Origin of the sequence: Streptomyces sp. NPDC056224 (genome assembly GCF_042267665.1) — a bacterium.
Lineage (GTDB): Bacteria > Actinomycetota > Actinomycetes > Streptomycetales > Streptomycetaceae > Streptomyces.
Map to the genome: position 1 here is coordinate 1 of NZ_JBHJTK010000008.1, position 24,270 is coordinate 24,270.

Consider the following 24,270-nt stretch of genomic DNA (forward strand, 5'->3'; position numbering starts at 1 on the left):
CGGGGCCCCGCTCCGGAACCGGAGCGGGGCCCTGCCACAGGTGCGCACGGCTCCGGACTAGCTCTGGGCAGAGCCCCAGCCGCTGTCGGCGGGAACGATGTCCCCCGCGGCGTCGGCCGGGGCGGAGCCCCAGCCGCTGTCGGTCGGTGCGAAGCCCCAGCCGCTGTCCGCGGAGGCGGTCGCGGTCGCGCCGCCGACGAGCAGAACGGCGAAGGCGGCGGCGGTGAGGATGCGGGCGGTACGGGACATGAGAGGCCCCCCTGGGCAGTGGTGAGCGGCGCGCGACCGGGCGCTGTGCGGGCGCGGCCAGGCCGGGCGTCATCACCGTACGACACCGATTGGCCACATACTGACCTGGTTTGGGCCAAAGGTTCCCTGCTTCTCGGCCAGAGCGCATGGGTCAGGCCGCGGTCTGCGGCCCCCGGAAGGCGCGCCTGAACGCGTTCGGTGTGGTGCCGAGCGTCCGCAGGAAGTGGTGGCGCAGGGCGGCCGCGTTGCCGAAGCCGCAGCGGCCCGCGATCGCGTCGACGGTCCCGTCGGTGGACTCCAGCAACTCCTGCGCCAGCAGGACCCGCTGGCGCAGGACCCACTGGTACGGGGTGGTGCCGGTCTCCTGGAGGAAGCGGCGGGCGAAGGTGCGGGGCGACATGTGCGCGCGTTCGGCGAGCTGCTCGACGGTGATCTCCTCGTCCAGGTGGCGGGCCATCCACCCGATCACCTCGCCGACCGTGTCACAGGCCGTGCGGGGGAGCGGGCGCCGGATGAACTGGGCCTGCCCGCCGTCCCGGTGCGGCGGTACGACCATCCGCCTCGCGATGGTGTTGGCCACCTCGGCGCCCTGCTCCTGCCGGACCACGTGCAGGCAGGCGTCGATCCCGGAGGCGGTGCCCGCCGAGGTGATCACCTGACCCTCGTCCACGTACAGCACGTCGGGGTCGACCGTGGCGCGCGGGTAGCGGCGCGCCAGGGCCGGGGCGTGCATCCAGTGGGTGGTGCAGCGGCGGCCGTCGAGCAGGCCGGCCGAGCCCAGCATGAAGGCCCCGTTGCACACGCTCAGCACCCGCGCCCCCCGGTCCACGGCCCGGCGCAGGGCCGCCAGCAGGGGCTCGGGGTACTCGCGGGTCGTGGCCCGGCGGTCGGCCGGCACGCAGACGAGGTCCGCGCTCTCCAGCCGCTCCAGGCCGTGCGGGACGACGACCTCGAAATGCCCGTCGCCGGTCGGTGAGCGCCGGTCCCCCGCCGCGCACACGGCGAAGTCGTACACCGGCAGTCCCATGTCGCTGCGGTCGATTCCGAAGACCTCGCAGAAGATCCCCAGCTCGAACGGGGCGACGCCGTCGACGAGGGGCACGGCCACGTTGGTCAGCATGACCCCAGTGTGGCAGTAATTCGGTCTTCCATGACAGTCCTGCCACTCGTCGATCATGGCCGATCAGGCGGACAGTGGAGGTATGAGCACTTCTCTGAACTACCTCGCCGTCCTGGCCATCGCCGTCGTCCTGCTCGGACCCAGCCTGTACGGGGCGCGCGGCGACCGGCGGATCGACCGGCAGCTGCGGGCCGCCGCGACCCGGCGGGTGTGGCTGCCCCGCCAGCGGGCGGGCGGTCTGCCGCCCACCCGGCGCCGGCGCGGCATCCGGTTCGTCACCTGGCGCCGGGGACGCATGGCCCACTGAGCCCCGCCCCCGAACGCGAGGAGCCGGAACGCGGCGATCCCGCGTTCCGGCTCCGGGCGCACGTGCGCGGACGGGCTAGAAGTCCTCGTCCAGGTCGACCGTGCCCTCGACCGCGACCTGGTAGGCCGACGGACGGCGCTCGAAGAAGTTCGTCAGCTCCTGGACACCCTGCAGCTCCATGAAGGAGAACGGGTTCTGAGAGCCGTACACAGGCGGGAAGCCGAGGCGGACCAGGCGCTGGTCGGCGACGCACTCCAGGTACTCGCGCATCGACTCGGTGTTCATGCCCGGCAGGCCGTCACCGCACAGGTCGCGGCCGAACTGCAGCTCCGCCTCCACGGCCTCCTTCAGCATGTCGGTGACCTGCTGCTGGAGCGCGTCGTCGAAGAGCTCCGGCTCCTCCTTGCGGACCGTGTCCACGACCTCGAAGGCGAAGTTCATGTGCATGGTCTCGTCGCGGAACACCCAGTTGGTGCCCGTGGCCAGTCCGTGCAGCAGGCCGCGGCTGCGGAACCAGTACACGTAGGCGAAGGCGCCGTAGAAGAACAGGCCCTCGATGCACGCTGCGAAGCAGATCAGGTTCAGCAGGAAGCGGCGCCGGTCGGCCTGTGTCTCCAGCCGGTCGATCTTCTCGACGGAGTCCATCCACTTGAAGCAGAACTGCGCCTTCTCGCGGATCGACGGGATCTCCTCGACGGCGTCGAAGGCGGCCGCGCGGTCGTCCGGGTCGGGCAGGTAGGTGTCGAGCAGCGTCAGATAGAACTGGACGTGCACGGCCTCCTCGAACAGCTGGCGCGACAGGTACAGGCGCGCCTCCGGGGAGTTGATGTGCTTGTAGAGCGTCAGCACCAGGTTGTTCGAGACGATCGAGTCGCCCGTCGCGAAGAACGCGACGAGCCGGCCGATCATGTGCTGCTCGGCGGGCGTCAGCTTCGCGAGGTCGGCGACGTCCGAGTGGAGGTCGACCTCCTCCACGGTCCAGGTGTTCTTGATCGCGTCCCGGTAGCGCTCGTAGAAGTCCGGGTAGCGCATCGGACGCAGCGTGAGCTCGAAGCCCGGGTCCAGGAGGTTCTTCTTGTCGGTGGAGCTCATCACTGGCAGGCCTCGCAGGACTCGGGGTTCTCAAGGGAGCAGGCCAGGGCGTCGGCGTCGACGGCCTGCGGGAGCGGTGTGGCGGCGGCGGGGACGGCGGAGCCGGACGCGGCACGCGCGATCTTCGTCGCCGGGCGCGAGCGCAGGTAGTACGTGGTCTTCAGACCCTGCTTCCAGGCGTACGCGTACATCGAGCTGAGCTTGCCGATGGTGGGCGTCTCCAGGAACAGGTTCAGCGACTGCGACTGGTCGAGGAACGGCGTACGGGCCGCCGCCATGTCGATCAGACCGCGCTGCGGGATCTCCCACGCCGTGCGGTACAGCTCGCGCACCTCGGCCGGGATCCAGCCGAAGCCCTGCACCGAGCCGCTGGACTCGCGCAGCGCCTCGCGGGTCTGGGCGTCCCACACGCCGAGCTCCTTCAGCTCGTCCACCAGGTACGCGTTGACCTGGAGGAACTCGCCGCTGAGCGTCTCGCGCTTGAAGAGGTTGGAGACCTGCGGCTCGATGCACTCGTACACGCCCGCGATCGAGGCGATCGTCGCCGTCGGGGCGATGGCGAGGAGCAGCGAGTTGCGCATGCCGGACTTCGCGACACGGGCGCGCAGCGCGTCCCAGCGCTCCGGCCAGTTCAGCTCGACGTCGTAGTGGTCCGGGTGCAGGACGCCGCGGGCCGTGCGGGTGCGGTCCCAGGCGGGCAGCGGGCCGCTGCGCTCGGCGAGGTCGCAGGAGGCCTCGTACGCGGCCAGCATGATCCGCTCGGAGAGCTTGGTGGACAGGGCCTTCGCCTCGGGGGAGTCGAAGGGCATCCGCAGCTTGAAGAAGACGTCCTGGAGGCCCATCGCGCCCAGACCCACCGGACGCCAGCGGGCGTTGGAGCGGCCGGCCTGCTCGGTCGGGTAGAAGTTGATGTCCACCACGCGGTCGAGGAAGGTCACGGCGGTGCGGACGGTCTCGTCCAGCCGCTCCCAGTCGATCTCGCGACCGTTCGCCGTGTCGATGACGAACGCGCCCATGTTGACCGAGCCGAGGTTGCAGACGGCCGTCTCGCCGTCGTTCGTGACCTCGATGATCTCGGTGCACAGGTTCGAGGAGTGGACGACCGAGCCCGGCTCGGCGGTCTGGTTCGCGGTGCGGTTGGAGGCGTCCTTGAAGGTCATCCAGCCCTGGCCGGTCTGCGCGAGGGTGCGCATCATCCGGCCGTACAGGTCGCGGGCGGGCATGGTCTTGCGGGCCAGGCCCGACTCCTCGGCCTTGCGGTAGGCGGCGTCGAACGCGTCGCCCCACAGGTCGACCAGCTCGGGCACGTCGGCCGGGGAGAACAGCGACCAGTCGGCGTCGGCGTTCACGCGGCGCATGAACTCGTCCGGCACCCAGTGGGCGAGGTTCAGGTTGTGCGTGCGGCGCTGGTCCTCACCGGTGTTGTCGCGGAGCTCCAGGAACTCCTCGATGTCCGCGTGCCAGGTCTCCAGGTAGACGGCGGCGGCGCCCTTGCGGCGACCGCCCTGGTTCACGGCGGCGACGGAGGCGTCGAGGGTCTTCAGGAACGGCACGATGCCGTTGGAGTGGCCGTTGGTGCCGCGGATCAGCGAACCGCGCGCGCGGATGCGGGAGTACGACAGACCGATGCCGCCGGCGTGCTTGGAGAGGCGGGCGACCTGGTGGTAGCGGTCGTAGATCGAGTCGAGCTCGTCCAGCGGGGAGTCCAGCAGGTAGCAGGAGGACATCTGCGGGTGCCGGGTGCCGGAGTTGAAGAGCGTGGGGGAGGAGGGCAGGTAGTCGAGGCGGCTCATCAGCCGGTACAGCGAGGCCACCTCCTCGACGGCGCGCATGCTCTCGTCCTCCGCGAGACCGCAGGCCACGCGCAGCATGAAGAACTGCGGGGTCTCCACGACCTGGCGGGTGATCGGGTGGCGCAGCAGGTAGCGGCTGTGCAGGGTACGCAGGCCGAAGAAGCCGAAGCGGTCGTCGGCGCCCTCGATGAGGGCGTGCTCCACCAGCGCGTCCAGGCGGCTCGCGTGGATGCGCACGAACTCGGCCGTGCGGTCGGCGATGAGCCCCTCGCGGTGTCCGACCGCGACCGACTCGGAGAAGGAGGTGGCGCCCTGGCCGGCGGCCTCGTCACGGACGGCGAGCGTCAGCAGCCGCGCGGCCAGGCGGGAGTACGCCGGGTCCTCGGAGATGAGCCCGGCGGCGGCCTCGGTGGCCAGCGCGCGCAGTTCGGCCTCGTCGGCGGCGGAGCTGCGGCCGCGCAGTGCGGCGGCGGCGACCCGGCCGGGGTCCGTGTCGGGGAGGTCCGCCGTCAGTTCGGTGAGGGTACGCAGCAGCACGGCCCCCGGGCCCTCGGTGTTGTCGCCAGAAACGGACTCGGCGCGCGGTGCGGAAGGCGCGATGGTCACGGCGGGAGCTCTCCCTCGCTCGGCCCGGTCATCGGCGGGGCGGGGCGCGAGCGGGCGCATGCGGGCGTGGCAGGAACGCGTAGACCGCATGGCGTCCACCGGCCCAACCGCGAGGCCCGGACGTATCGGCACCCGGTTCGGTCGAGCCGGGCGCGCTGTCGGCAGGTCCTCGGACTTGCGGACGCACCGATTCGGTGCACTTCATACCGTTGCGGGACAGTTCCGGATTCGCACCGGATTCCCCTGCGGCGACAGCAGGCATGAGCATACATGTGGGGGCGACCGGATGCGGCAGCCCCTACATGTTGTGTCGGCGTGGCTACAGCTTCAACCGGTAGGCGAGCAGCCTCAGGTCGTCGATGGGCGCCCAGTCCCGCTCGGGAGTGCGGACGAAGCCCAGTCGCGCGTAGATCCGGTGGGCACCGGTCATGGAGTGCTGGGTGGAGAGCACCAGCCCCGTCACGCCCTCGATGGCCCGGGCCCGTTCGATGCACGCCCGCACCAGCGCTTCGCCGGCGCCCTGGCCGCGCGCGTCGTGGGCCACGGCGAGCATCCGGAACTCGGCCTCGTCCGGGCCGGCGATGTCGGCGAGTGGGCTGCCGGGCGGGGCGAAGGTCACTCCGCCCAGGAGCCGCCCGTCCCGTTCGGCGACGAGCACCTCCGCGTCTGCGGCCCGGCCGGCCACGTCGCGCAGCACGAGCAGGTAGGCGTCGTCCTCGCCGAAGTCCAGGTGCCCGTCGGCGAGGTAGGCCCGGGCGGTGACCTCGCCCAGTTCCGCGTAGTCGGCGGGCCGCACCGGCCTGATCGTGATGCCCATGAATTCGAGTGTGCCGCAGTCACGGCGAAGGGCCCCTAGAAACCGCCTTTCGGGCGGGGCCCTCTCGCTGCCCCTCAGCAGCAGCGGAAGCCCTCGTGGGGGTCCGCCTCGCGCGCGTCCGTACGGGCCCGCTCGAACTCACGGCGGGTCGGGACCCGCGCGTCCGGGTCGTGGGAGCGGGCGTGGGCCACGTACCGGTCGTACGCCGCCTCCCCCGTGAACTCCCGTACGTAGAACCGGGCCCGTGCCAGCGCGGCGCGCAGGCTCGTACGGCCGCTCATGAGGGCGCTCATGAGGCCGCTCACGAGGACAGCGGCTCCTTGACCCGGCCGCCGCCCGAGTCGAGGCCGGCCGCGCCGAGCTCCGACCGCTCCTCGGCGGTCGGGATCAGCCCGGCCGGGGCGATGATCTTCGACTCGGTCCACGGGACCTCGGAGAGCTTCACGGACTCCGGGCTGCTCACGGCCTTGAAGCAGGTCCGGGCCGCGTCCGCCAGCACGATGACGATGAGGATCGCGAACAGGGCCGACAGGGCGCCGTCCACCGTGGCGTTGGTGACCACGGTGTGCATGTCGTCCATGTTCTTCGCCGGCGGCAGGACCTTGCCCGCGTCGATCCCGGCCTGGTACTTGTCGCGCTGCGCGAAGAAGCCGACCTTCACGTCCTGCGAGAAGATCTTCTGGTAGCTCGCGGTGAGCGTGACGGCCACGTCCCACGCCAGCGGAACACCGGTCACCCAGGCCCACTTCAGCCGGCCGGACTTGACCAGCAGCGTGGTGCAGACGGCCAGGGCCACCGCCGCGAGCAGCTGGTTCGCGATCCCGAACAGGGGGAAGAGCTGGTTGATGCCGCCCAGCGGGTCCTTGATGCCGACCCAGAGGAAGTAGCCCCAGGCGAGGACGACGGCGGCGCTCGCCAGCCAGACACCCGGCTTCCAGCTGACGTCCTTGAAGGACTTGTGCACGTTGCCGAGGGTGTCCTGGAGCATGAACCGGCCCACGCGGGTGCCCGCGTCGAGCGTCGTCAGGATGAACAGCGCCTCGAACATGATGGCGAAGTGGTACCAGAAGGCCTTCATCCCGGCACCGCCGACGACGGCCGAGAAGATCTCCGACATTCCGAGTGCGAACGTCGGTGCGCCGCCCGTACGGGACAGCAGGGTGGCCTCCTCGACGTCCTTCGCCGCCTGGGCGAGGGCGTCCGGGGTGATGGCGAAGCCGAAGTTGGTCACCGCCGCCGAGGCGGTCTCGACCGTGGTGCCGATGACTCCGCCGGGGGAGTTCACGGCGAAGAACAGGCCGGGATCGATGATCGAGGCGGCGATCATCGCCATGACGGCGACGAAGGACTCGGCCAGCATCGCTCCGTAGCCGATGACCCGGATCTGGGTCTCCTTCTGGATCATCTTCGGGGTGGTGCCCGAGGCGACCAGCGAGTGGAAGCCGGACAGGGCCCCGCACGCGATGGTGATGAAGACGAAGGGGAACATCGAGCCGGCGAAGACCGGGCCGTCGCCGCGGGCCGCGAAGTCGGTGACCGCGGGCATCTTCAGGGTCGGCATCGCGAGCACCACGCCCAGCGCGAGCAGCGCGATCGTGCCGATCTTCATGAAGGTGGAGAGGTAGTCGCGGGGAGCGAGGAGCATCCACACCGGCAGCACCGACGCGACGAAGCCGTACACCACCATCCAGACGACCAGCGTCTCCTTCTCCAGCGTGAAGGTGGAGGCGAAGGAGGACTCGGCGACCCAGCCGCCCGCCACGATGGCGAGCAGCAGCAGCGCGACGCCGATGACGGAGATCTCGGTGACCCGGCCCGGACGCAGCACGCGCAGGTAGAAGCCCATGAAGAGGGCGATGGGGATGGTCATGCCGATGGAGAAGACGCCCCACGGGGAGTGCGCCAGCGCGTTGACGATGACGAGTGCGAGGACCGCCAGCAGGATGATCATGATGGCGAACACGGCGACGAGGGCGGCGGCTCCGCCCACGGGGCCGATCTCGTCCCGGGCCATCTGGCCGAGCGAGCGCCCGTCGCGGCGCGTGGAGAAGAACAGCGTGACCATGTCCTGGACGGCGCCCGCGAAGATGACGCCGACGACGATCCAGATGGTGCCCGGCAGGTAGCCCATCTGGGCGGCGAGCACGGGGCCGACGAGCGGGCCGGCGCCGGCGACGGCCGCGAAGTGGTGGCCGAAGAGCACCCGCCGGTCGGTGGGGTGGAAGTCGACACCGTTGTCGAGGCGTTCGGCGGGGGTGGCCCGCGTCTTGTCCACCTTCAGCACGCGGTGCGCGATGAACCGGGAGTAGAAGCGGTAGCCGATCGCGTACGAGCCCAGGGCGGCGGCGAGCAGCCAGGCGGCCGAGATCTCCTCGCCGCGGGACAGGGCGAGCACGGCCCAGCCGAGGGCGCCGATGAGGCCGACGAGTACCCACGCGGCGATGGACTTCGGCGACGGCGAGCCCGGAGTGCCGCCCGGACTCGCCGCGTCCCGTTCTGTACCAGTAGTTTGCGGTTCCGCCATGGCTGTCGTCCCCTCGTCGATCACTGCGTAAGCGCAGGGAATCTACGGGGGATTGCCCGGTGAACGTAAGACCCCGTCCGTATTCCGGTCTGCGGGCCGGAGTGCTAGTGCCCGTGCCGTGCCCCGGTGGACCTGCCGGTCACGCCCCCTAGACGGCGGGCCGCTTGAGCCTGGCCACGAACTTGTACCGGTCGCCGCGGTACACCGACCGCACCCATTCGACCGGCTCGCCGTCCGCGTCCAGGGAGTGCCGGGAGAGCATCAGCATCGGCAGCCCGACGTCGGTGCCGAGCAGGCCCGCCTCGCGCGGGGTGGCCAGCGAGGTCTCGATCGTCTCCTCGGCCTCCGCGAGGTGGACGTCGTACACCTCGGCGAGCGCGGTGTAGAGGGAGGTGTACTTGACGAGCGAGCGGCGCAGGGCGGGGAAGCGCTTGGCGGAGAGATGGGTGGTCTCGATGGCCATCGGCTCACCGCTGGCCAGCCGCAGGCGCTCGATGCGCAGGACCCGTCCGCCGGTGTTGATCTTGAGCAGCCCGGCGAGGGTGTCGTCGGCGGTCACGTAGCCGATGTCGAGGAGCTGGGAGGTCGGTTCCAGCCCCTGGGCGCGCATGTCCTCGGTGTACGAGGTCAGTTGGAGCGCCTGTGAGACCTTGGGCTTGGCGACGAAGGTCCCCTTGCCCTGGATCCGTTCCAGCCGCCCCTCGACGACGAGCTCCTGGAGGGCCTGGCGGACGGTGGTCCGCGAGGTGTCGAACTCGGCCGCGAGCGTGCGCTCCGGCGGCACCGGCGTGCCGGGCGGCAGCGTTTCGGTCATGTCGAGCAAGTGCCGCTTGAGTCGGTAGTACTTGGGTACGCGCGCCGTGCGGGTGGCCGCCCCGCCTTCCGGCTCCGTGGTCGCCCCTTCGGTGGCCATCGCCGCCCGCCTTCCCGACTCCAGTTTCGCTGCCGTCACCGGCTCCTCCGATATGTGCGGTCACATCGTGACACGTGTGGGGGGACAGGCCTTCTCTCTCCCCAGGTGTCGGTCCGATAACGGACCGATCACCCGCTCATTAGACCCTTGACACCCCTAAAGGTCTAGGCCAAGCTCCAGCTACTGGTCTACACCAATATGGATCAGATCCCGGCCCCACGGGCAGTACTCGGTACGTACGTCACCGCGGCGGGCGAGGGAAGTTGCAGGCAGCATCCCTGAGGAGGGTGGCGTGAAGCGCAAGCTCATCGCGGCGGTCAGTGTCGCGGGCATGATGGCCGGAGTCGCGGCGTGCGGCAACGGCGGTGACGACAAGGGCACGACCGACGCGGGTGGCGCCAAGGAGATCACCGTCTGGGTGATGGACGGCTCCGCGCCGAAGGCCTGGATCGACGAGGTCAACAAGGAGTTCTCGGCCAAGCACCCCGGTGTCACGGTCAAGGTCGAGGAGCAGAAGTGGACCGGCATTCAGGAGAAGGTCACCACCGCCCTCTCCGAGAACACCCCTCCGGACGTTCTTGAGCTCGGCAACACCCAGACCGCCGGCTACGCGGTCACCGGCGGCCTCGCCGACCTGACGAAGGACAAGGCCAAGCTCGGCGCCGACGCCTGGCAGAAGAGCATGCTCGCCTCGGCCGAGGTCGACGGCAAGCTCTACTCCGCCCCCTGGTACGCCGCCAACCGCGTCGTCATCTACGACAAGAAGGCCTTCGAGAAGGCCGGCGTCACCCCGCCGAAGACCCGCGACGAGTGGATCGCCGGTCTGGAGAAGCTGAAGGCGGCCGACCCGGCCTCGCAGCCGATCTACCTGCCCGGCCAGAGCTGGTACGTCCTCGCGGGCCTCATCTGGGACGAGGGCGGCGACCTGGCCGTCCAGGACGGCGGGAAGTGGAAGGGCGGGCTCGGCACTCCGCAGGCCGCCTCCGCGATGGAGTTCTACAAGAAGCTCCAGTCCTTCTCCACCGCCCCCAAGGACAAGGACGAGGCCAACCCGCAGCAGTCCACCGACATCGTTCCCAAGGGCGGCGTCTCGTCGTGGATCGGTCTCGGCTGGGAGGCCGGCGGTGCGGAGAAGGCCCTGAAGGAGGCGGGCAAGGAGGCCGACTTCGGCTACTTCCCGATCCCCGGCAAGACCGCCGACAAGACCAGCACCGTCTTCCTCGGCGGCTCGAACCTCGCGGTCGCCGAGCGCTCCAAGAACAAGGAGCTCGCCAAGGAGTGGCTGGCCCTCGCCGCAGGCAAGGACCAGATGACCAAGTACGCCGCCGAGACCAAGGGCGCGCTGCTCCCGAACCAGGCCGGCGCGAACTTCGCCCCCGCCGCGGGCTCCTTCGCCGAGGCCATGGGCAAGGCCGGAGTCAACGGCAAGATCACCCCGGTCACGCCGGGCTGGGCGAACGTCGAGACCGAGCCGAACCCCGTCAAGGAGTTCATGACCAAGGTCCTGAAGGGTGAGGACGCCGCCAAGGCGGGCGCGGACGCGGACAAGGAAATCGCGAGCCGCATCAACAAGTAGCCGCAACCCGCAGCACCGGAACGATCCGCAGCACCGGAACGACCCGCAGGACCCGCACGACCCAGCAGTGTGAACGCACCGGGGGGTGCGGCAGGCGCCCAGCCGCCCGCCGTGCCCCCGGTCGCGCATTTGACTCCACAGTCAACCGCGAGGAAGCCAGACATGACCGTGCATTCCCAGGGAGCGATGACCAGCGCTCCACAGGACGCACCACTGAAGTCCGCCGGGCGGCCCGAGGGGCCCACCACGTCAACCGGCCCCAGTCGTACGTCTCCTCGCGGGGGCAGGAAGCCGCTCCCCTCGGGGTGGCTGCCCTACCTGCTGGTCGGGCCCGCGGTGCTCGCCCTCGCAACGCTCCTGCTGTACCCGCTGATCAAGAACGTGATCCTGTCCTTCCAGGACATCAACAAGATCGAGTTCATCCAGCGGAAGTACCCGTTCGCGGGACTAGGCAACTACACCGAGCTCCTCGGTGACGCGAACTTCTGGACCGTCGTCGTACGCAGCTTCGCCTTCACCCTGGCCAACGTCGCGCTGATCATGACGCTCGGCAGCCTCATCGGCATCCTGCTGAACCGGCTCGGCACGAAGATGCGCCTGGTCCTGTCGATGGCGCTGGTGATGGCCTGGGCCATGCCGATCGTCGCGTCCGTACAGGTCTTCAAGTGGCTGTTCGACGAGCAGTTCGGCGTCATGAACTGGGTCATGCGCACCGCCGGCTTCACCGGCTACGAACAGCACAACTGGATGGAGACCGGCCTCTCCACCCTCGTGATCGTCACGATCCTGGTCGTCTGGGGCTCCATCCCCTTCGTCGCCCTCAACATGTACGCCGGCCTCACCACGGTCGGCGCCGAGCTGTACGAGGCCGCCCGGATGGACGGGGCCAACGGCTGGCAGACCTTCTGGAAGATCGTCTTCCCGAACCTCAAGCCCTTCTTCCTCATCACCACGTTCCTCGAGGTGATCTGGGTCTTCAAGGCCTTCACCCAGGTCTACGCGATGAACAAGGGCGGCCCCGACCGCGCCTCCGAGATCCTGCCGGTCTTCGCCTACGTCGAGGGCCAGAGCCAGGCCCACTACGGCCTCGCCGCCGCGATCTCCGTCCTGACGATCCTGATCCTCGTGATCGTCATGTCCTTCTACTTCCGCCTGATCCTGAAGCAGGAGGAGGAGCAGTGAGCACGACCACCGCCCCGAAGGCCGCCGCCCCCACGCCCGGGCAGAAGCTCCGCACGCCCGGGCAGAAGCTCCGCACGCGCCGGCCGGTCCGCCCCGGAGCCGTCGCCAAGAACCTCGGCGCGCTCCTGCTGGCCCTCGTCTTCGTCTTCCCCGTGTACTGGATGTTCTCCTCGGCGCTCAAGCCGTCCGGCGAGATCCTCACCAAGGACCCGGTCTTCGTCTTCACCCCGACGCTGGACAACTTCACCAAGGCCACCGGGGTCGACAACTTCTGGACGTACGTCACCAACAGCGTCCTGGTCACCGTCGGAGCCGTCCTGCTGGCCCTGCTCGTCGCCCTGGCCGCGAGCTTCGCCATCGCCCGCATGAGGTTCAAGGGCCGCAAGGGTCTCGTCCTCGCCGTGATGACGGCCCAGATGGCCCCCTGGGAGGTCATGGTCATCGCGATGTACATGATCGCCCGCGACGCCGAGGTCCTCAACAGCCTCCCGCTGCTCACCGCGATCTACTTCGTGATGGTCCTCCCCTTCACCATCTGGACCCTCCGCGGCTTCATCGCCGCCGTTCCGGTGACGCTGGAGGAGGCCGCCCAGATCGACGGCTGCACCCGCGGCCAGGCCTTCCGCAAGGTGATCTTCCCCCTGCTGGCCCCGGGCCTGATGTCCACCTCGCTGTTCGGCTTCATCACCGCCTGGAACGAGTTCGCGATGGTCCTGATCCTGAACAAGGACAAGACCGCCCAGACCCTGCCGCTGTGGCTGACCGAGTTCCAGAGCGCGTTCGGCAACGACTGGGGCGCCACCATGGCCGCCTCCTCGCTGTTCGCGGTCCCGGTCCTGCTGATCTTCATCTTCCTCCAGCGCAAGGCCGTCGGCGGCATGACCGCCGGGGCCGTGAAGGGATAACGGCCCCATGACTGTCCTTGCGCACCGCGCCGCCGCGTCCGATGCGAACGATGCCCTGACCAGGGACGCGCTCGCGGTCCTCCAGCCCGGTTTCGAGGGCACCACCGCCCCCGCCTGGCTGCTGCGCCAGATCGGCGCGGGCCTCACCGCCGTGGGCCTGTTCGGCCGCAACATCACCTCGCCCGAGCAGCTCGCCGCGCTGACCGCGCAGCTGCGTACGGAGCGTGACGACGTCCTGGTCGCGATCGACGAGGAGGGCGGCGACGTCACCCGCCTGGAAGTCCGGGGCGGCTCGTCCTTCCCCGGCAACCTGGCCCTCGGCGCCGTCGACGACACCACCCTGACCCGGGACGTCGCCCGCGAACTGGGCCGGCGCCTCGCCGAGTGCGGGGTCAACCTGAACTGGGCCCCGTCCGCCGACGTCAACTCCAACCCGGACAACCCGGTGATCGGCGTACGGTCGTTCGGCGCCGACACCGACCTGACGGCCCGGCACACCGCCGCGTACGTGGAGGGCCTCCAGGCCGCCGGCGTCGCCGCGTGCACCAAGCACTTCCCCGGCCACGGCGACACCAACGTCGACTCGCACCACGCGCTGCCGCGCATCGACGTGGACCTGGACACCCTCCACGCCCGCGAGCTCGTCCCCTTCAGGGCGGCCATCGAGGCCGGCACCAAGGCCGTGATGAGCGCGCACATCCTGGTGCCCGCCCTCGACCCGACCCGCCCCGCCACCCTCAGCCCGCAGATCCTCACCGGCCTGCTGCGCAAGGAACTCGGCTACGAGGGCCTGATCGTCACCGACGGCATGGAGATGAACGCCATCGCCGGGACGTACGGGATCGAGCGCGGCTCGGTCCTGGCCATCGCGGCCGGGGCCGACGCGATCTGCGTCGGCGGGGGGCTCGCCGACGAGGCGACCGTGCTGCGGCTGCGCGACGCGCTCGTCGCGGCCGTACACGAGGGCTCGCTCCCGCAGGAGCGGCTCGCCGAAGCGGCAGCCCGGGTCCGCGCGCTGGCCGCGTGGACCCGCGGGGCCCGCCCGGACGCGCGGCCGGAGGGGAGCCGCGCGTCCGGCATCGGACTGACGGCCGCCCGCCGGGCGCTGCTGGTCACCGGCTCGACCACCCCGCTGTCCGCCCCGTACGTGGCCACGCTCGCGCCCGTCGCGAACATCGCGGTGGGGGACGAGACCCCGTGGGGGGTGGCCGCGGAACTGGGCTCGCTGCTCCCGGGCACGCAGGCGGGCGTCTACCCGGAGGGGGCCTCGGCCGGGGACGTCCTGGCGGCGGCGGGGGACCGGACCGTCGTGGCGGTGGTCCGTGACGCGCACCGGCACCCGTGGATGACGCGGGCCCTGGACGCGCTGGTCGCGGCGCGGCCGGACACGGTCGTGGTCGAGATGGGCCTCCCGCAGGCGCAGCCGCGCGGCGCCCTGCACATCGCGACGCACGGCGCCTCGCGCGTCTGCGGCCGCGCCGCCGCCGAGGTCATCGCGGGGGCGTGAACCCGCGCCGAGCCGAAGCCGGGCACCCGTCCCAGGGGTGGTGCCCGGCTTCGTCGCGTTCGCGCGGCGGCGCCCGCGCCCGCGCCCCGCACCCGCACGTACGAAGGGCCGGACACCCCTCAGGGGGAGCCCGGCCCTGCGTGCCCTGACGGCTACAGGCCCTGCCAGGCCGGCTTGTCGGCGTACGTGTGCCGGAAGTACTCGGCCAGCTTCAGCTTCGAGGCGGCGGCCTCGTCCACGACGACGGTCGCGTGCGGGTGCAGCTGCAGCGCGGAGGCCGGGACCAGCGCCGACAGCGGACCCTCGACGGTCTGCGCGACGGCATCGGCCTTGCCCTCGCCCGTGGCCAGCAGGACCAGGTGGCGGGCGTCGAGGATGGTGCCGATCCCCTGGGTGATGACGTGGTGCGGCACCTGGTCCATGTCGTCGCCGAAGAACCGCGCGTTGTCCACGCGGGTCTGCTCGGTCAGCGTCTTGATCCGGGTGCGGGAGGCCAGCGAGGAGCAGGGCTCGTTGAAGCCGATGTGGCCGTCCGTGCCGATGCCCAGCAACTGGAGGTCGACGCCGCCCGCCGCGGCCAGGGCACGGTCGTAGGCCGCGCACGCGGCGACGATGTCCGCCGCCGAGCCGTCGGGGCCCATGAAGGAGGCCTCGGACAGGCCGAGCGGCTCGACCACCTCGCGCAGCACCACGGCGCGGTAGGACTCCGGGTGCCCGGCCGGCAGGCCCACGTACTCGTCGAGCTGGCAGATCCGAGCCCTGGAGGCGTCGACCTGCCCCGCCTTCACCTTGGCGGCGAGGGCCTCGTAGACGGGCAGCGGGGTAGAGCCGGTCGCCACGCCGAGCAGGGCGTCGGGCTTGCGGCGGACCAGGGCGGCCATGGCCTCCGCGATGAGCTCGCCGCCTGCCTTGGCGTCCGGGACGATGACAACTTCCACGCGGGGCCTGCCGATCTGGAGTCGTGATGTGGTATAGACCAATCTAGCAGAGGTGGCCGCCGTCGACGGGGGTCCCGCCGTTATCCATGGTGATCCGGATACCGGTGCCCGGCCTCCCGGGCACCGGGACCGGCGCCACGCCCTGGACCGGCGCTCGCCGGCGGCCGCACGTGGCGTCCAGGGGGGCGTCACCCGGGGTCGGCGGGAGTCCGGCGAAGCCGGGAAGGTCACGACGTCCGCGACCTCCTCCGCCGCGTCGGCCCGGGGGAACGTGGAACACCGGGCGGGAGGCCGGGTGTGCCCGGACGGCGTGGCCGAGGCCCTGCGCGAGCGGCGCAACGCGAACCCGGAGCCGTTCGGGAGCCGGATCCGGGCCGATGTGGCGACCGGCGTGCTGCCCGCCGACACGGAGGCGCGGGGGCGGCCGGATACGCCGGAGCCGTGCTCCGGGGGAGGTCCCGGCAGTCGCGCGACGGGGCGAGCCGGGAGGAGCCGGAGGTGGTCGCGGAGGGGGCCCTGCCGGCCCGGCCCGCGTAGGTCCCGCTCCGGGAAAGGCCTGAGAAATGAAAAGGCCCCGGACATTCCTCTGGGCCACGGTGCCTGACGGGACCCTCAACCCGCCCGGCACCGTAGCCCGGAGTACTTACGGCCGACGGGTGTGCGGTTCCCGCGGCCGGTGGGAGGTGCCGGCGCAGTCAGGGCAGAGTGCGCGGCTTACCTCGATCCGTCCTCCTGTGCGGGGAGGGCGGAAGCTTACGTCAATTGTGGACTAGACCATTCTGTTCTGTCCATCCAATGACGGACCCTGGAATGCCGTCACTTCCTCCAACAGTACGCGGCCTCCGGGCCTTCTGGATACTCCTGGGTATTCCCGTGGGGAAAGTCATGCCGCGTACCCGGGGTACGCTCGCCACGTGCCCTCCATGAACGACCTCGTACGCCAGCACACCGCTCTCAGTGAAACCGAACTGGAGTGGCTCCACCTGCTGGTCTCGGAGTGGCAGCTGCTCTCCGACCTGTCCTTCGCCGACCTCGTGCTGTGGGTGCCCACCCTCGACGGCACCCGGTACGTCTCGGTCGCGCAGATGCGCCCGAACACCGGCCCCACCTCGTACCAGGACGACATGGTCGGCCACCTGGTCCCGCGCGGCCGCCGCCCGCTGCTCGACGCCGCGCTCGACGAGGGCCGGATCGTGCGCGAGGGCGACCCGGAGTGGCGCGAGGAGGTGCCGGTGCGCGTCGAGTCGATCCCCGTACGCCGCGAGGGCCGGGTCCTCGGCGTGATCGCCCGGAACACCAACCTGCTCACTGTGCGTACACCGAGCCGGCTGGAGCTCACCTACCTCCAGTCCGCCTCCGACCTCGCCCAGATGATCGCGGCGGGCTCCTTCCCCTTCCCCGGCCAGCAGGTCGACATGGACGCCTCCCCGCGCGTGGGGGACGGCCTGATCCGGCTCGACGCCGACGGCGTGGTCACCTACGCCTCCCCGAACGCGCTCTCCGCCTACCACCGGCTCGGCCTCGCCTCCGACCTGGTCGGGCAGCACCTCGGCGACACCACCGCCGAACTCGCGCCCTCCCGGGGCCCGGTGGACGAGGCGCTGGTGAAGCTCGCCAGCGGCTGGGCCCCGAGGGAGACCGAGATCGAGGGCAACGGCGGGGTCATCCAGCTGCGCGCCATCCCGCTCAAGCCGAAGGGGATCCGGATCGGCTCCCTGGTGCTCTGCCGCGACGTCACCGAACTGCGCCGTCGCGAACGCGAACTGATCACCAAGGACGCCACCATCCGGGAGATCCACCACCGGGTGAAGAACAACCTGCAGACCGTGGCCGCACTGCTCAGGCTCCAGGCCCGCAGGATGGATTCGGAGACCGGCCGCGAGGCACTCAACGAGGCCGTGCGTCGCGTCGGTTCGATCGCGATCGTGCACGAGACGCTGTCTCAGAACCTCGACGAGCGGGTCGAGTTCGACGAGATCGCCGACCGGGTCATCGCGATGGTCTCGGAGATCTCGCCGGGCAAGGTCGCCTGCCGGCGCTCCGGCCGGTTCGGGATCCTGGACGCCGAGGTCGCCACGCCGCTGTCGATGGTGCTGACCGAGATCCTGCAGAACGCCCTGGAGCACGCGTTCACCCAGGGGGAGCGCGGCACGGTGGAGGTGTCCGCGACCCGCACCGGAACCGGCCGCACCGACGGGCGTCTGCTGATCACCGTGCTCGACGACGGCAGCGGTCTGCCCGAGGGCTTCGACCCCCAGCGGGCCGGCAACCTCGGGCTGCAGATCGTCCGGACCCTCGTGGAGGGGGAGCTCGGCGGCACCTTCGACATGCTCCGGGCGGAGCCGCGCGGGACCAAGGTCGTGCTCGACATCCCGTCCAGCCCGCAGAAGTAGCACGGCGAAGCCGTCACCCAGCGTGACGGCTTCGACCCGGGATTCACGCCGGACAGCACTGAGCCCCGGACCGAATGGTTCTCGGTCCGGGGCTCAAGAGCACGTTGCTGAGCGCTTATACGGTTCTACGCGCTGCGCGTCGAGGCTCGAAAGTCGTTGTCAGGCGGTGGCGTTGCGCGCCCGGTTGCGAGCGGCGCGGCGCTTCATCGCACGGCGCTCATCCTCACTGAGGCCGCCCCAGACGCCGGAGTCCTGACCGGACTCGAGCGCCCACTGCAGGCACTGCTCCATGACGGGGCAGCGGCGGCAGACGGCCTTGGCTTCCTCGATCTGCAGCAGCGCAGGACCGGTGTTGCCGATGGGGAAGAACAGCTCGGGGTCTTCCTCACGACAAACGGCGTTGTGACGCCAGTCCATGGCTGCTACCTCTCTTGTGTGACATGCACGTTGCTTGTGAATGTGAACGCTTTCACGAATCCCCCCGTGAGGGAAGGGCCGACGCCCAGTCGCCTGGTGCGGTCCGAAGATTCGTGGTGGGGTTCTGGCGGTCTGTGTGGGTGCCGGTTCTGCGGGCTGTCCCGATCGCCATGTAGAGATTCGCAAACCTCGGACGGGGATACAACCCCTTCCGGAAAGTTTTTTTTGATTCGTCGGTGTCTACTAGGTCACAGCCCTACATCGTGGGGGTGGACCGGCGTGTAAACGTTCGAGTGAAAGGGCTTCGGGCCCTTCCACTCACACAATCACACGCAGTGCCCGGCGTACGCCTGTGAACCGAACGCTGGTGCGCAGGCCGAGGTGGTCTCCGTCCATCTGGAAGGGAAGCGGCACCTTCGAATGCAAGGTGAAGTCCGTCAGATCGTGCAGAGACACCGCGTGCTTGCCGTGCGGGCCCCGCTCAGGAGTCGAGGTCAGGAGCTGTGTCGCGTAGCGCGCGACCGCCGGAGTTGACAAACGGTTGAGAGCCAATACGTCAAGTGCGGTATCGAACGACGCCTCCGGGGAGGCGTAAAGCGGACGATTGCCCAGATACGTCCACGGCGAGGTGTTGCAGACTATCGACAGCACCAGATCCGTCACGGGATCCGCGCCGGGGCGCTCCAGTGTGACCGTTCCGTGCCGGCGGTTCGGTTCCTCCAGGAACTGCCGCATCAGCTGTCGTACATACAGGGCGTGCGTCGACCGCTTGCCGCGCTCGCGCTGCTGTTCGACCCGCCCCACCACGCCCGCGTCGAAACCGAAGCCCGCGCAGAAGGTGAACCAGCGGGCCGGGACCGACTCGTCCTCCGTGCCCGGGGTGCCGGCCGCCAGGCCCAGCCCCACCGTCCGCTCGCGCCGCTCCCGCAGCGCGTCGAGCAGGGCCCCGGTCGCCTCGACCGCGTCGTTGGGAAGGCCGAGGGCGCGGGCGAACACATTGGTGGAGCCGCCGGGCACCACCGCCAGCCGCGGCAGCCGCTCCGGGTCGGGCCCGTCGTGCAGCAGTCCGTTGACCACCTCGTTGACCGTGCCGTCGCCGCCCAGGGCGACGACGAGGTCGAGCCCCTCGTGCGCGGCCCTGCGTCCCAGGTCACGGGCGTGGCCCCGGTACTCGGTGGTCACCGCCTCCAGCTTCATCTCGCTCGCCAGGGCGTGGGTCAGGACGTCACGCGTGCGCGCACTGGTGGTCGTCGCTGCTGGGTTGGCCACGAGAAGTGCACGCATGAGCGCCAGACTACCCAGCCCGTCCATGGGCTTCGAATGCGGACCCTACTGCCCGTCCCCTCCGGCCCGCGGGGCCCGCGGCTACCCTGCTGGGGTGAGCAAGAAGCAGCCCCCGAAAGCCGCCGTCCCCGCCGCCACCCCCGCCGCCGGGCCCGCCGTCCTGCCCGGCCGGCTGACCGCCGCCGCCGTTCTGACGGCCCTGGAGGGTCTGGCACTGGCCGGCCTCGGTGTCTACATGCTGTTCGTGGGCATCGCCGGCGACCCCGACTCCCCGCAGCAGGCCGAGACGGGCGGCATCACGCTGCTCGCGCTCGCCGCGCTGCCGCTGATCGCGGCCCGCGGGCTGCGCCTGGGCCGCCGCTGGAGTCGCGGCCCCGCCCTGATCACCCAGCTGATGGCGCTGCCGGTGGCCTGGACCCTGTACTCCACGGGCGGTGCGATGATCGCCGCCGCCGTGGTCCTGGCCGTGACCGCGGTGGCCGTCGTGGCCCTGCTGGTGAACCCGACGGCGACCGTGGCCCTCGGAATCGGGCCCCGCGAAGAGACCCGATAACCGCTGCCGCTGCCTGCTCCGTGACCCCTCCGCGACGCCTCTGCGTCTTACTCCTCGACGAGGAGTTTCTCGCGGAGCTGGGCCAGGGTGCGGGCCAGCAGGCGCGAGACGTGCATCTGGGAGATGCCGACCTCCTGCGCGATCTGCGACTGGGTCATGTTGCCGAAGAACCGGAGCAGCAGGATCCGCTTCTCCCGCGGCGGCAGTCCCTCCAGCAGCGGCTTGAGGGACTCGCGGTACTCGACGCCCTCCAGGGCCTCGTCCTCCGCGCCCAGGGTGTCCGCGACCGCCGGCGACTCGTCGTCGGTGTCCGGGACGTCCAGCGACAGCGTGCTGTAGGCATTGGCCGATTCCAGCCCCTCCAGCACCTCCTCCTCGGAGATCCCGAGCCGTTCCGCCAGTTCGTGCACCGTGGGGGAGCGGCCGTGCTGCTGCGACAGCTCGGCCGTGGCCGTCGTCAGCGAGAGCCGCAGCTCCTGCAGGCGCCGGGGTACGCGTACCGCCCAGCCCTTGTCACGGAAGTGGCGCTTGATCTCACCGACCACCGTGGGCGTGGCGTACGTGGAGAACTCGACCCCGCGGTCGGGGTCGAACCGGTCCACCGACTTGATCAGGCCGATCGTCGCGACCTGTGTCAGGTCGTCGAGCGGTTCGCCGCGGTTGCGGAAGCGCCGCGCCAGGTGCTCGACCAGCGGCAGATGCATCCGTACGAGCCGGTTGCGCAGCTCCGCCTTCTCCGCCGAACCGTCGGGCAGCGCCCGCAGCTCGATGAACAGGGCCCGCGCGCCACTGCGGTCGCGCGGATCCGGCAGCGCCTGCGCCACCGGGAAGATCGGAGCCGCCAGGGGCTCCACCGGTGCCACCGGAACCGCCGGGATCTGCGGTGGCTGTGGTTGGTCGTGCTGGTTCTCGCTCACAGGGCCCGCCCGTCGCTCCGCCGAGTCCAAAAAGCCGTCTTCCGCATCCGCGTCAGCCGGGTGCGGCCGGGCGTGCTGCTGCTCCGGGATGCCGCCGTCGACCTCGTGCCGCACCCGGGGCCGATCCCCGCCCCGCACCGGGATCTCCCCGCCGCTCACGCCGGGCCTGGTCCCGCGCCGCGCTGTTTGTAGAGACTGATGCTCACCGTCCGGTCCTCCTCGACCGTCGACTCGACCTTGCCGGCCAGCGCCGACAGTACGGTCCAGGCGAACGTGTCGCGCTCCGGCGCACGTCCGTCCGTGGTCGGCGCCGAGACGGTCACCTCCAGCGAGTCGTCCACCAGCCGGAAGACGCAGCTGAGGACGGAGCCGGGCACGGCCTGCTGGAGCAGGATCGCGCAGGCCTCGTCCACCGCGATGCGGAGGTCCTCGATCTCGTCGAGAGTGAAGTCCAAACGTGCCGCGAGGCCGGCCGTGGCCGTCCGCAGCACCGACAGGTAGGCACCCGCAGCGGGCAGCCGGACTTCCACGAAGTCCTGGGTCCCGGGCTCGCCTGCGATCTGGGACACCCTCACCTCCAAGGTGGTACGAGCTGTGTTCGCCGGTGACGCTATCGCGATCCGGGCAATCGTGTCGCGGCACCCCTCGCGGCGCCCGCTTGGGGCACCCCTTCCCACGGCCAGTGACTGATGGTAAGCCCATGGGTACGCACAGTGGCTAGGGGTCTGCGGGCCCAAATCTGGGGAGCCGGCGGAGGGTTGACCTACCCCGCCTCAGACGATCGAACCGTCGACGAAGCACCACCGCCAGATCTCGCCCGGTTCGAAGCTCCGCATCACGGGATGGCCGGTCTGCTCGTGGTGCGCCGTGGCGTGCCGGTAGGGCGAGGAGTCGCAGCAGGCCACGTGTCCGCACTCCAGGCACATCCGCAGCTGCACGGGGTGGCTGCCGAGCACCAGACATTCGGGGCAGGTCCGGTCGGAGGGGGCGGGCTCGGGGCGCGGCAGTCCGGCAACGTGGGTGCACTCGCTCATCGCATTCTCCTTGCGCGGAAACCCCGGCCCTCAGTCTCGGGGCGAACTGCGTCCATGGCCCGGAGCCTCGAAGCGGCGGAGTGTCGTCGCGCCACGGGTGTGACCGGATCTTGATCCCTCACAGACTACGTCCCAGCCGTGTGCCCCCCGAACCGATGCCGGCCGCGGCCGCGGTGGTCGGCGTCGACGCGGCCCGGCCGCGCCGGTGACACGGGGCGGCCCGGTACGGGGGTGGGCTGATCACCGTCGACCGGTGGTTCCCCGGTTCTGCCCGGCCTGTGGGGACAATGTCGGGGCGATGCCCCCGAGCGTCCGGGAACGGACGTGGGGGCACCGCGGGGCGTTCCGTGACCGGGACGTGAACGCAGCGGAGAATCCTCTGGCCTCCGGGCCGGCGGCATCTGCCTGCGGAGCGGGCGTACGACCTCGCCGGGAGTCTTCGTGGGGCTCTCCTCCCGTCAGGGAGAAGAGGAAGTCGAGATGGCCGGCGTACGGTCGGCCGACGATTGGGGATGGGTCTTCGATGGAGGTCTTGCAGCTGGTGGCACTGGTCGCGGGGAGCGCGGTCGTCGCGGGTGTGGCGCGCCGGACCCCGGTGCCGGCGCCGCTGCTGCTGGTGGCAGCCGGACTGATCGCCGCGTACCTGCCGGGGGTGCCCGCCTACACCCTCGATCCGCACATCGTCCTGCCGCTGCTCCTCCCGCCGCTCCTGCACACGGCCGCCGTCGACAGCTCGTACCTCGACCTGCGGTCGAACATCCGGCCCATCGCACTGCTGTCGGTGGGCTACGTGCTCTTCGCGACGATCGCCGTGGGGTACGCGGCGTACCTCGTGGTGCCGGGGCTGGCGCTGCCGGTCGCGCTGGTGCTGGGCGCCGTGATCGCGCCGCCGGACGCGGTCGCGGCGACCGCGATCGCCCGCAAGCTCGGGCTGCCGAACCGGATCACGACGATCCTGCAGGGCGAGTCCCTGGTGAACGACGCCACGGCCATCACCGCCTACAAGGTGGCCCTGGCCGCGGCGGTCGGGGTGAGCGCCGGCTGGGCGGGCGGGATCGCGGAGTTCCTGCTGGCGTCGGTGGGCGGGATCGGTGTGGGCCTGCTGCTGATGGTCCCGATCCACCAGCTCCGCAAGCGGCTGAAGGAGCCGCTGCTCCAGAACACCCTCTCGCTGCTGATCCCCTTCGTGGCGTACGCGGCGGCCGAGCGGGTGCACGCCTCCGGGGTGCTCGCCGTGGTCGTGGTGGCGCTGTACATCGGGCACCGCAACTGGCAGGTCGACTTCGCCACCCGGCTGCAGGAGGAGGCGGTGTGGAAGGTGATCGCCTTCGTGCTGGAGTCGGTGGTCTTCGCGCTGATCGGACTCCAGCTGCCGGTGGTCCTCAAGGGGCTCGGGGAGTACGAGGGCCTGCACGCGGCCTGGTACGCGGTCGTGGTGTTCGTCGCGGTGGTGGCGGCCCGGTTCCTGTGGGTGTTCCCGGCGACCTTCGTACCGCGGTGGGTGTCGGAGCGGATCCGGGAGCGGGAGCCGGAGACCAACTGGAAGGCCCCGGTGATCGTGGGCTGGGCCGGGATGCGCGGCGTGGTCTCGCTGGCCATCGCCTTCTCCGTGCCGATGTCGGTGCCGCACCGGAACCTGATCCTGTTCCTCACGTTCACGACGGTCATCGGGACGCTGGTGGTGCAGGGGCTGACGCTGCCGCCGCTGATCAGGCTGCTGAGGCTGCCGCCGCGCGACACGCAGGCCGAGACGCTGGCGGAGGCGCAGGCGCAGAGCGAGGCCTCGCGGGCGGCCGAGGAACGGCTGGCGGAGCTGCTGGAGGAACCGGAGAACAGCACGCTGCCGCCGCCGCTCGCGGACCGGCTGCGGACGGTGCTGGAGCGCCGGCGCAACGCGGTGTGGGAGCGGCTGGGCGAGGTCAACCCGGTGACGGGGGAGTCGGCGGACGACATCTACCGGCGGCTGGCGCGGGAGATGATCGGGGCGGAGCGGGAGGTCTTCGTCGCGCTGCGGGACCGGCGGCGGATCGACGACGAGATGCTGCGGGCGCTGCTGCGCCGCCTGGACCTGGAGGAAGCGGCGGCGTACCGCGAGGCGGGCTGATCCCGTCCCCGTCCCCGGCGCCGGGGACGGGGACGGGAC

Annotated in this window: 22 protein-coding genes and 1 riboswitch; of the genes, 8 read left to right on the plus strand and 14 right to left on the minus strand. The window is 70.8% G+C overall.

What is annotated here, in order from left to right:
• Positions 1-57 precede the first annotated feature (57 nt).
• Entirely contained in the window at positions 58-249 is a 192-nt protein-coding gene (locus ACFCZ1_RS13150; RefSeq protein ID WP_376678471.1) for a hypothetical protein, read from the minus strand.
• 151 nt (positions 250-400) lie between these two features.
• On the minus strand, positions 401-1,369 hold the full coding sequence (locus ACFCZ1_RS13155; protein ID WP_376678472.1) for a helix-turn-helix domain-containing protein: 969 nt from the start codon (positions 1,367-1,369) through the stop codon (positions 401-403).
• Positions 1,370-1,451: 82 nt separating this feature from the next.
• On the opposite strand from ACFCZ1_RS13155, the gene ACFCZ1_RS13160 reads away from it, so the two are divergent.
• Positions 1,452-1,676, plus strand: coding sequence for a hypothetical protein (locus tag ACFCZ1_RS13160; protein ID WP_376678473.1), 225 nt, complete (start codon positions 1,452-1,454; stop codon positions 1,674-1,676).
• 75 nt (positions 1,677-1,751) lie between these two features.
• Here the strand turns inward: ACFCZ1_RS13160 and ACFCZ1_RS13165 are convergent, their stop codons facing one another.
• The 6 genes from ACFCZ1_RS13165 to ACFCZ1_RS13190 all read right to left on the minus strand — a co-directional run bounded on the left by ACFCZ1_RS13165 (position 1,752) and on the right by ACFCZ1_RS13190 (position 9,421).
• Entirely contained in the window at positions 1,752-2,768 is a 1,017-nt protein-coding gene (locus ACFCZ1_RS13165; protein WP_376678474.1) for a ribonucleotide-diphosphate reductase subunit beta, read from the minus strand.
• Positions 2,768-5,167, minus strand: coding sequence for a ribonucleoside-diphosphate reductase subunit alpha (locus tag ACFCZ1_RS13170; RefSeq protein ID WP_376678475.1), 2,400 nt, complete (start codon positions 5,165-5,167; stop codon positions 2,768-2,770). The genes ACFCZ1_RS13165 and ACFCZ1_RS13170 overlap by 1 nt, the downstream gene beginning before the upstream one ends.
• 142 nt (positions 5,168-5,309) lie before the next feature.
• Positions 5,310-5,442, minus strand: a riboswitch (cobalamin riboswitch).
• Between the two features lie 44 nt (positions 5,443-5,486).
• A complete protein-coding gene (locus tag ACFCZ1_RS13175) occupies positions 5,487-5,984 on the minus strand; it encodes a GNAT family N-acetyltransferase (RefSeq protein WP_376678476.1) in 498 nt (165 codons plus the stop codon).
• A 74-nt stretch (positions 5,985-6,058) separates the two neighbouring features.
• The gene (locus ACFCZ1_RS13180) at positions 6,059-6,265 is read right to left on the minus strand and encodes a CstA-like transporter-associated (seleno)protein (protein ID WP_376678652.1); all 207 of its coding nucleotides are present in this window, start codon (positions 6,263-6,265) and stop codon (positions 6,059-6,061) included.
• A gap of 20 nt (positions 6,266-6,285) precedes the next feature.
• Positions 6,286-8,508: a carbon starvation CstA family protein gene (locus ACFCZ1_RS13185; protein WP_376678653.1), complete on the minus strand. Its 2,223-nt coding sequence runs from the start codon at positions 8,506-8,508 to the stop codon at positions 6,286-6,288.
• Positions 8,509-8,656: 148 nt separating this feature from the next.
• Entirely contained in the window at positions 8,657-9,421 is a 765-nt protein-coding gene (locus tag ACFCZ1_RS13190; protein ID WP_376678654.1) for a GntR family transcriptional regulator, read from the minus strand.
• Positions 9,422-9,713: 292 nt separating this feature from the next.
• Between ACFCZ1_RS13190 and ACFCZ1_RS13195 the strand changes: the two genes are divergently transcribed.
• The 4 genes from ACFCZ1_RS13195 to ACFCZ1_RS13210 all read left to right on the plus strand — a co-directional run bounded on the left by ACFCZ1_RS13195 (position 9,714) and on the right by ACFCZ1_RS13210 (position 14,591).
• A complete protein-coding gene (locus ACFCZ1_RS13195) occupies positions 9,714-10,997 on the plus strand; it encodes an extracellular solute-binding protein (RefSeq protein ID WP_376678477.1) in 1,284 nt (427 codons plus the stop codon).
• Between the two features lie 162 nt (positions 10,998-11,159).
• Entirely contained in the window at positions 11,160-12,179 is a 1,020-nt protein-coding gene (locus tag ACFCZ1_RS13200; protein ID WP_376678478.1) for a carbohydrate ABC transporter permease, read from the plus strand.
• 125 nt (positions 12,180-12,304) lie between these two features.
• Positions 12,305-13,084 (plus strand): carbohydrate ABC transporter permease, encoded by a 780-nt coding sequence (locus ACFCZ1_RS13205; RefSeq protein WP_376678655.1) that lies wholly within the window; start codon positions 12,305-12,307, stop codon positions 13,082-13,084.
• Positions 13,085-13,091: 7 nt separating this feature from the next.
• Complete coding sequence (locus ACFCZ1_RS13210) at positions 13,092-14,591, plus strand: glycoside hydrolase family 3 protein (RefSeq protein ID WP_376678479.1); 1,500 nt, start codon at positions 13,092-13,094, stop codon at positions 14,589-14,591.
• A 152-nt stretch (positions 14,592-14,743) separates the two neighbouring features.
• Here ACFCZ1_RS13210 and nagB read toward each other — a convergent pair whose 3' ends face one another.
• Positions 14,744-15,529, minus strand: coding sequence for a glucosamine-6-phosphate deaminase (gene nagB, locus ACFCZ1_RS13215; RefSeq protein WP_376678480.1), 786 nt, complete (start codon positions 15,527-15,529; stop codon positions 14,744-14,746).
• A 923-nt stretch (positions 15,530-16,452) separates the two neighbouring features.
• Between nagB and ACFCZ1_RS13220 the strand changes: the two genes are divergently transcribed.
• The gene (locus ACFCZ1_RS13220; RefSeq protein WP_376678656.1) at positions 16,453-17,922 is read left to right on the plus strand and encodes a sensor histidine kinase; all 1,470 of its coding nucleotides are present in this window, start codon (positions 16,453-16,455) and stop codon (positions 17,920-17,922) included.
• A 159-nt stretch (positions 17,923-18,081) separates the two neighbouring features.
• Here ACFCZ1_RS13220 and ACFCZ1_RS13225 read toward each other — a convergent pair whose 3' ends face one another.
• Complete coding sequence (locus ACFCZ1_RS13225; RefSeq protein ID WP_004937597.1) at positions 18,082-18,339, minus strand: WhiB family transcriptional regulator; 258 nt, start codon at positions 18,337-18,339, stop codon at positions 18,082-18,084.
• Positions 18,340-18,657: 318 nt separating this feature from the next.
• Positions 18,658-19,623 carry a diacylglycerol kinase family protein gene (locus ACFCZ1_RS13230; RefSeq protein WP_362392733.1) on the minus strand — a complete coding sequence of 322 codons (966 nt, stop codon included), beginning with the start codon at positions 19,621-19,623 and terminating at the stop codon, positions 18,658-18,660.
• Positions 19,624-19,717: 94 nt separating this feature from the next.
• On the opposite strand from ACFCZ1_RS13230, the gene ACFCZ1_RS13235 reads away from it, so the two are divergent.
• On the plus strand, positions 19,718-20,176 hold the full coding sequence (locus ACFCZ1_RS13235) for a hypothetical protein (RefSeq protein ID WP_376678481.1): 459 nt from the start codon (positions 19,718-19,720) through the stop codon (positions 20,174-20,176).
• A gap of 47 nt (positions 20,177-20,223) precedes the next feature.
• On the opposite strand, the gene ACFCZ1_RS13240 is transcribed toward ACFCZ1_RS13235, so the two are convergent.
• From ACFCZ1_RS13240 to ACFCZ1_RS13250, 3 genes are all read right to left on the minus strand, one after another.
• Complete coding sequence (locus tag ACFCZ1_RS13240; protein WP_376678657.1) at positions 20,224-21,231, minus strand: RNA polymerase sigma factor SigF; 1,008 nt, start codon at positions 21,229-21,231, stop codon at positions 20,224-20,226.
• A gap of 17 nt (positions 21,232-21,248) precedes the next feature.
• Complete coding sequence (locus ACFCZ1_RS13245; RefSeq protein WP_030153599.1) at positions 21,249-21,662, minus strand: anti-sigma regulatory factor; 414 nt, start codon at positions 21,660-21,662, stop codon at positions 21,249-21,251.
• Between the two features lie 204 nt (positions 21,663-21,866).
• Positions 21,867-22,127 carry a UBP-type zinc finger domain-containing protein gene (locus tag ACFCZ1_RS13250; RefSeq protein WP_376678482.1) on the minus strand — a complete coding sequence of 87 codons (261 nt, stop codon included), beginning with the start codon at positions 22,125-22,127 and terminating at the stop codon, positions 21,867-21,869.
• Between the two features lie 523 nt (positions 22,128-22,650).
• On the opposite strand from ACFCZ1_RS13250, the gene ACFCZ1_RS13255 reads away from it, so the two are divergent.
• Positions 22,651-24,231, plus strand: coding sequence for a Na+/H+ antiporter (locus ACFCZ1_RS13255; protein WP_376678483.1), 1,581 nt, complete (start codon positions 22,651-22,653; stop codon positions 24,229-24,231).
• Positions 24,232-24,270: the final 39 nt, after the last annotated feature.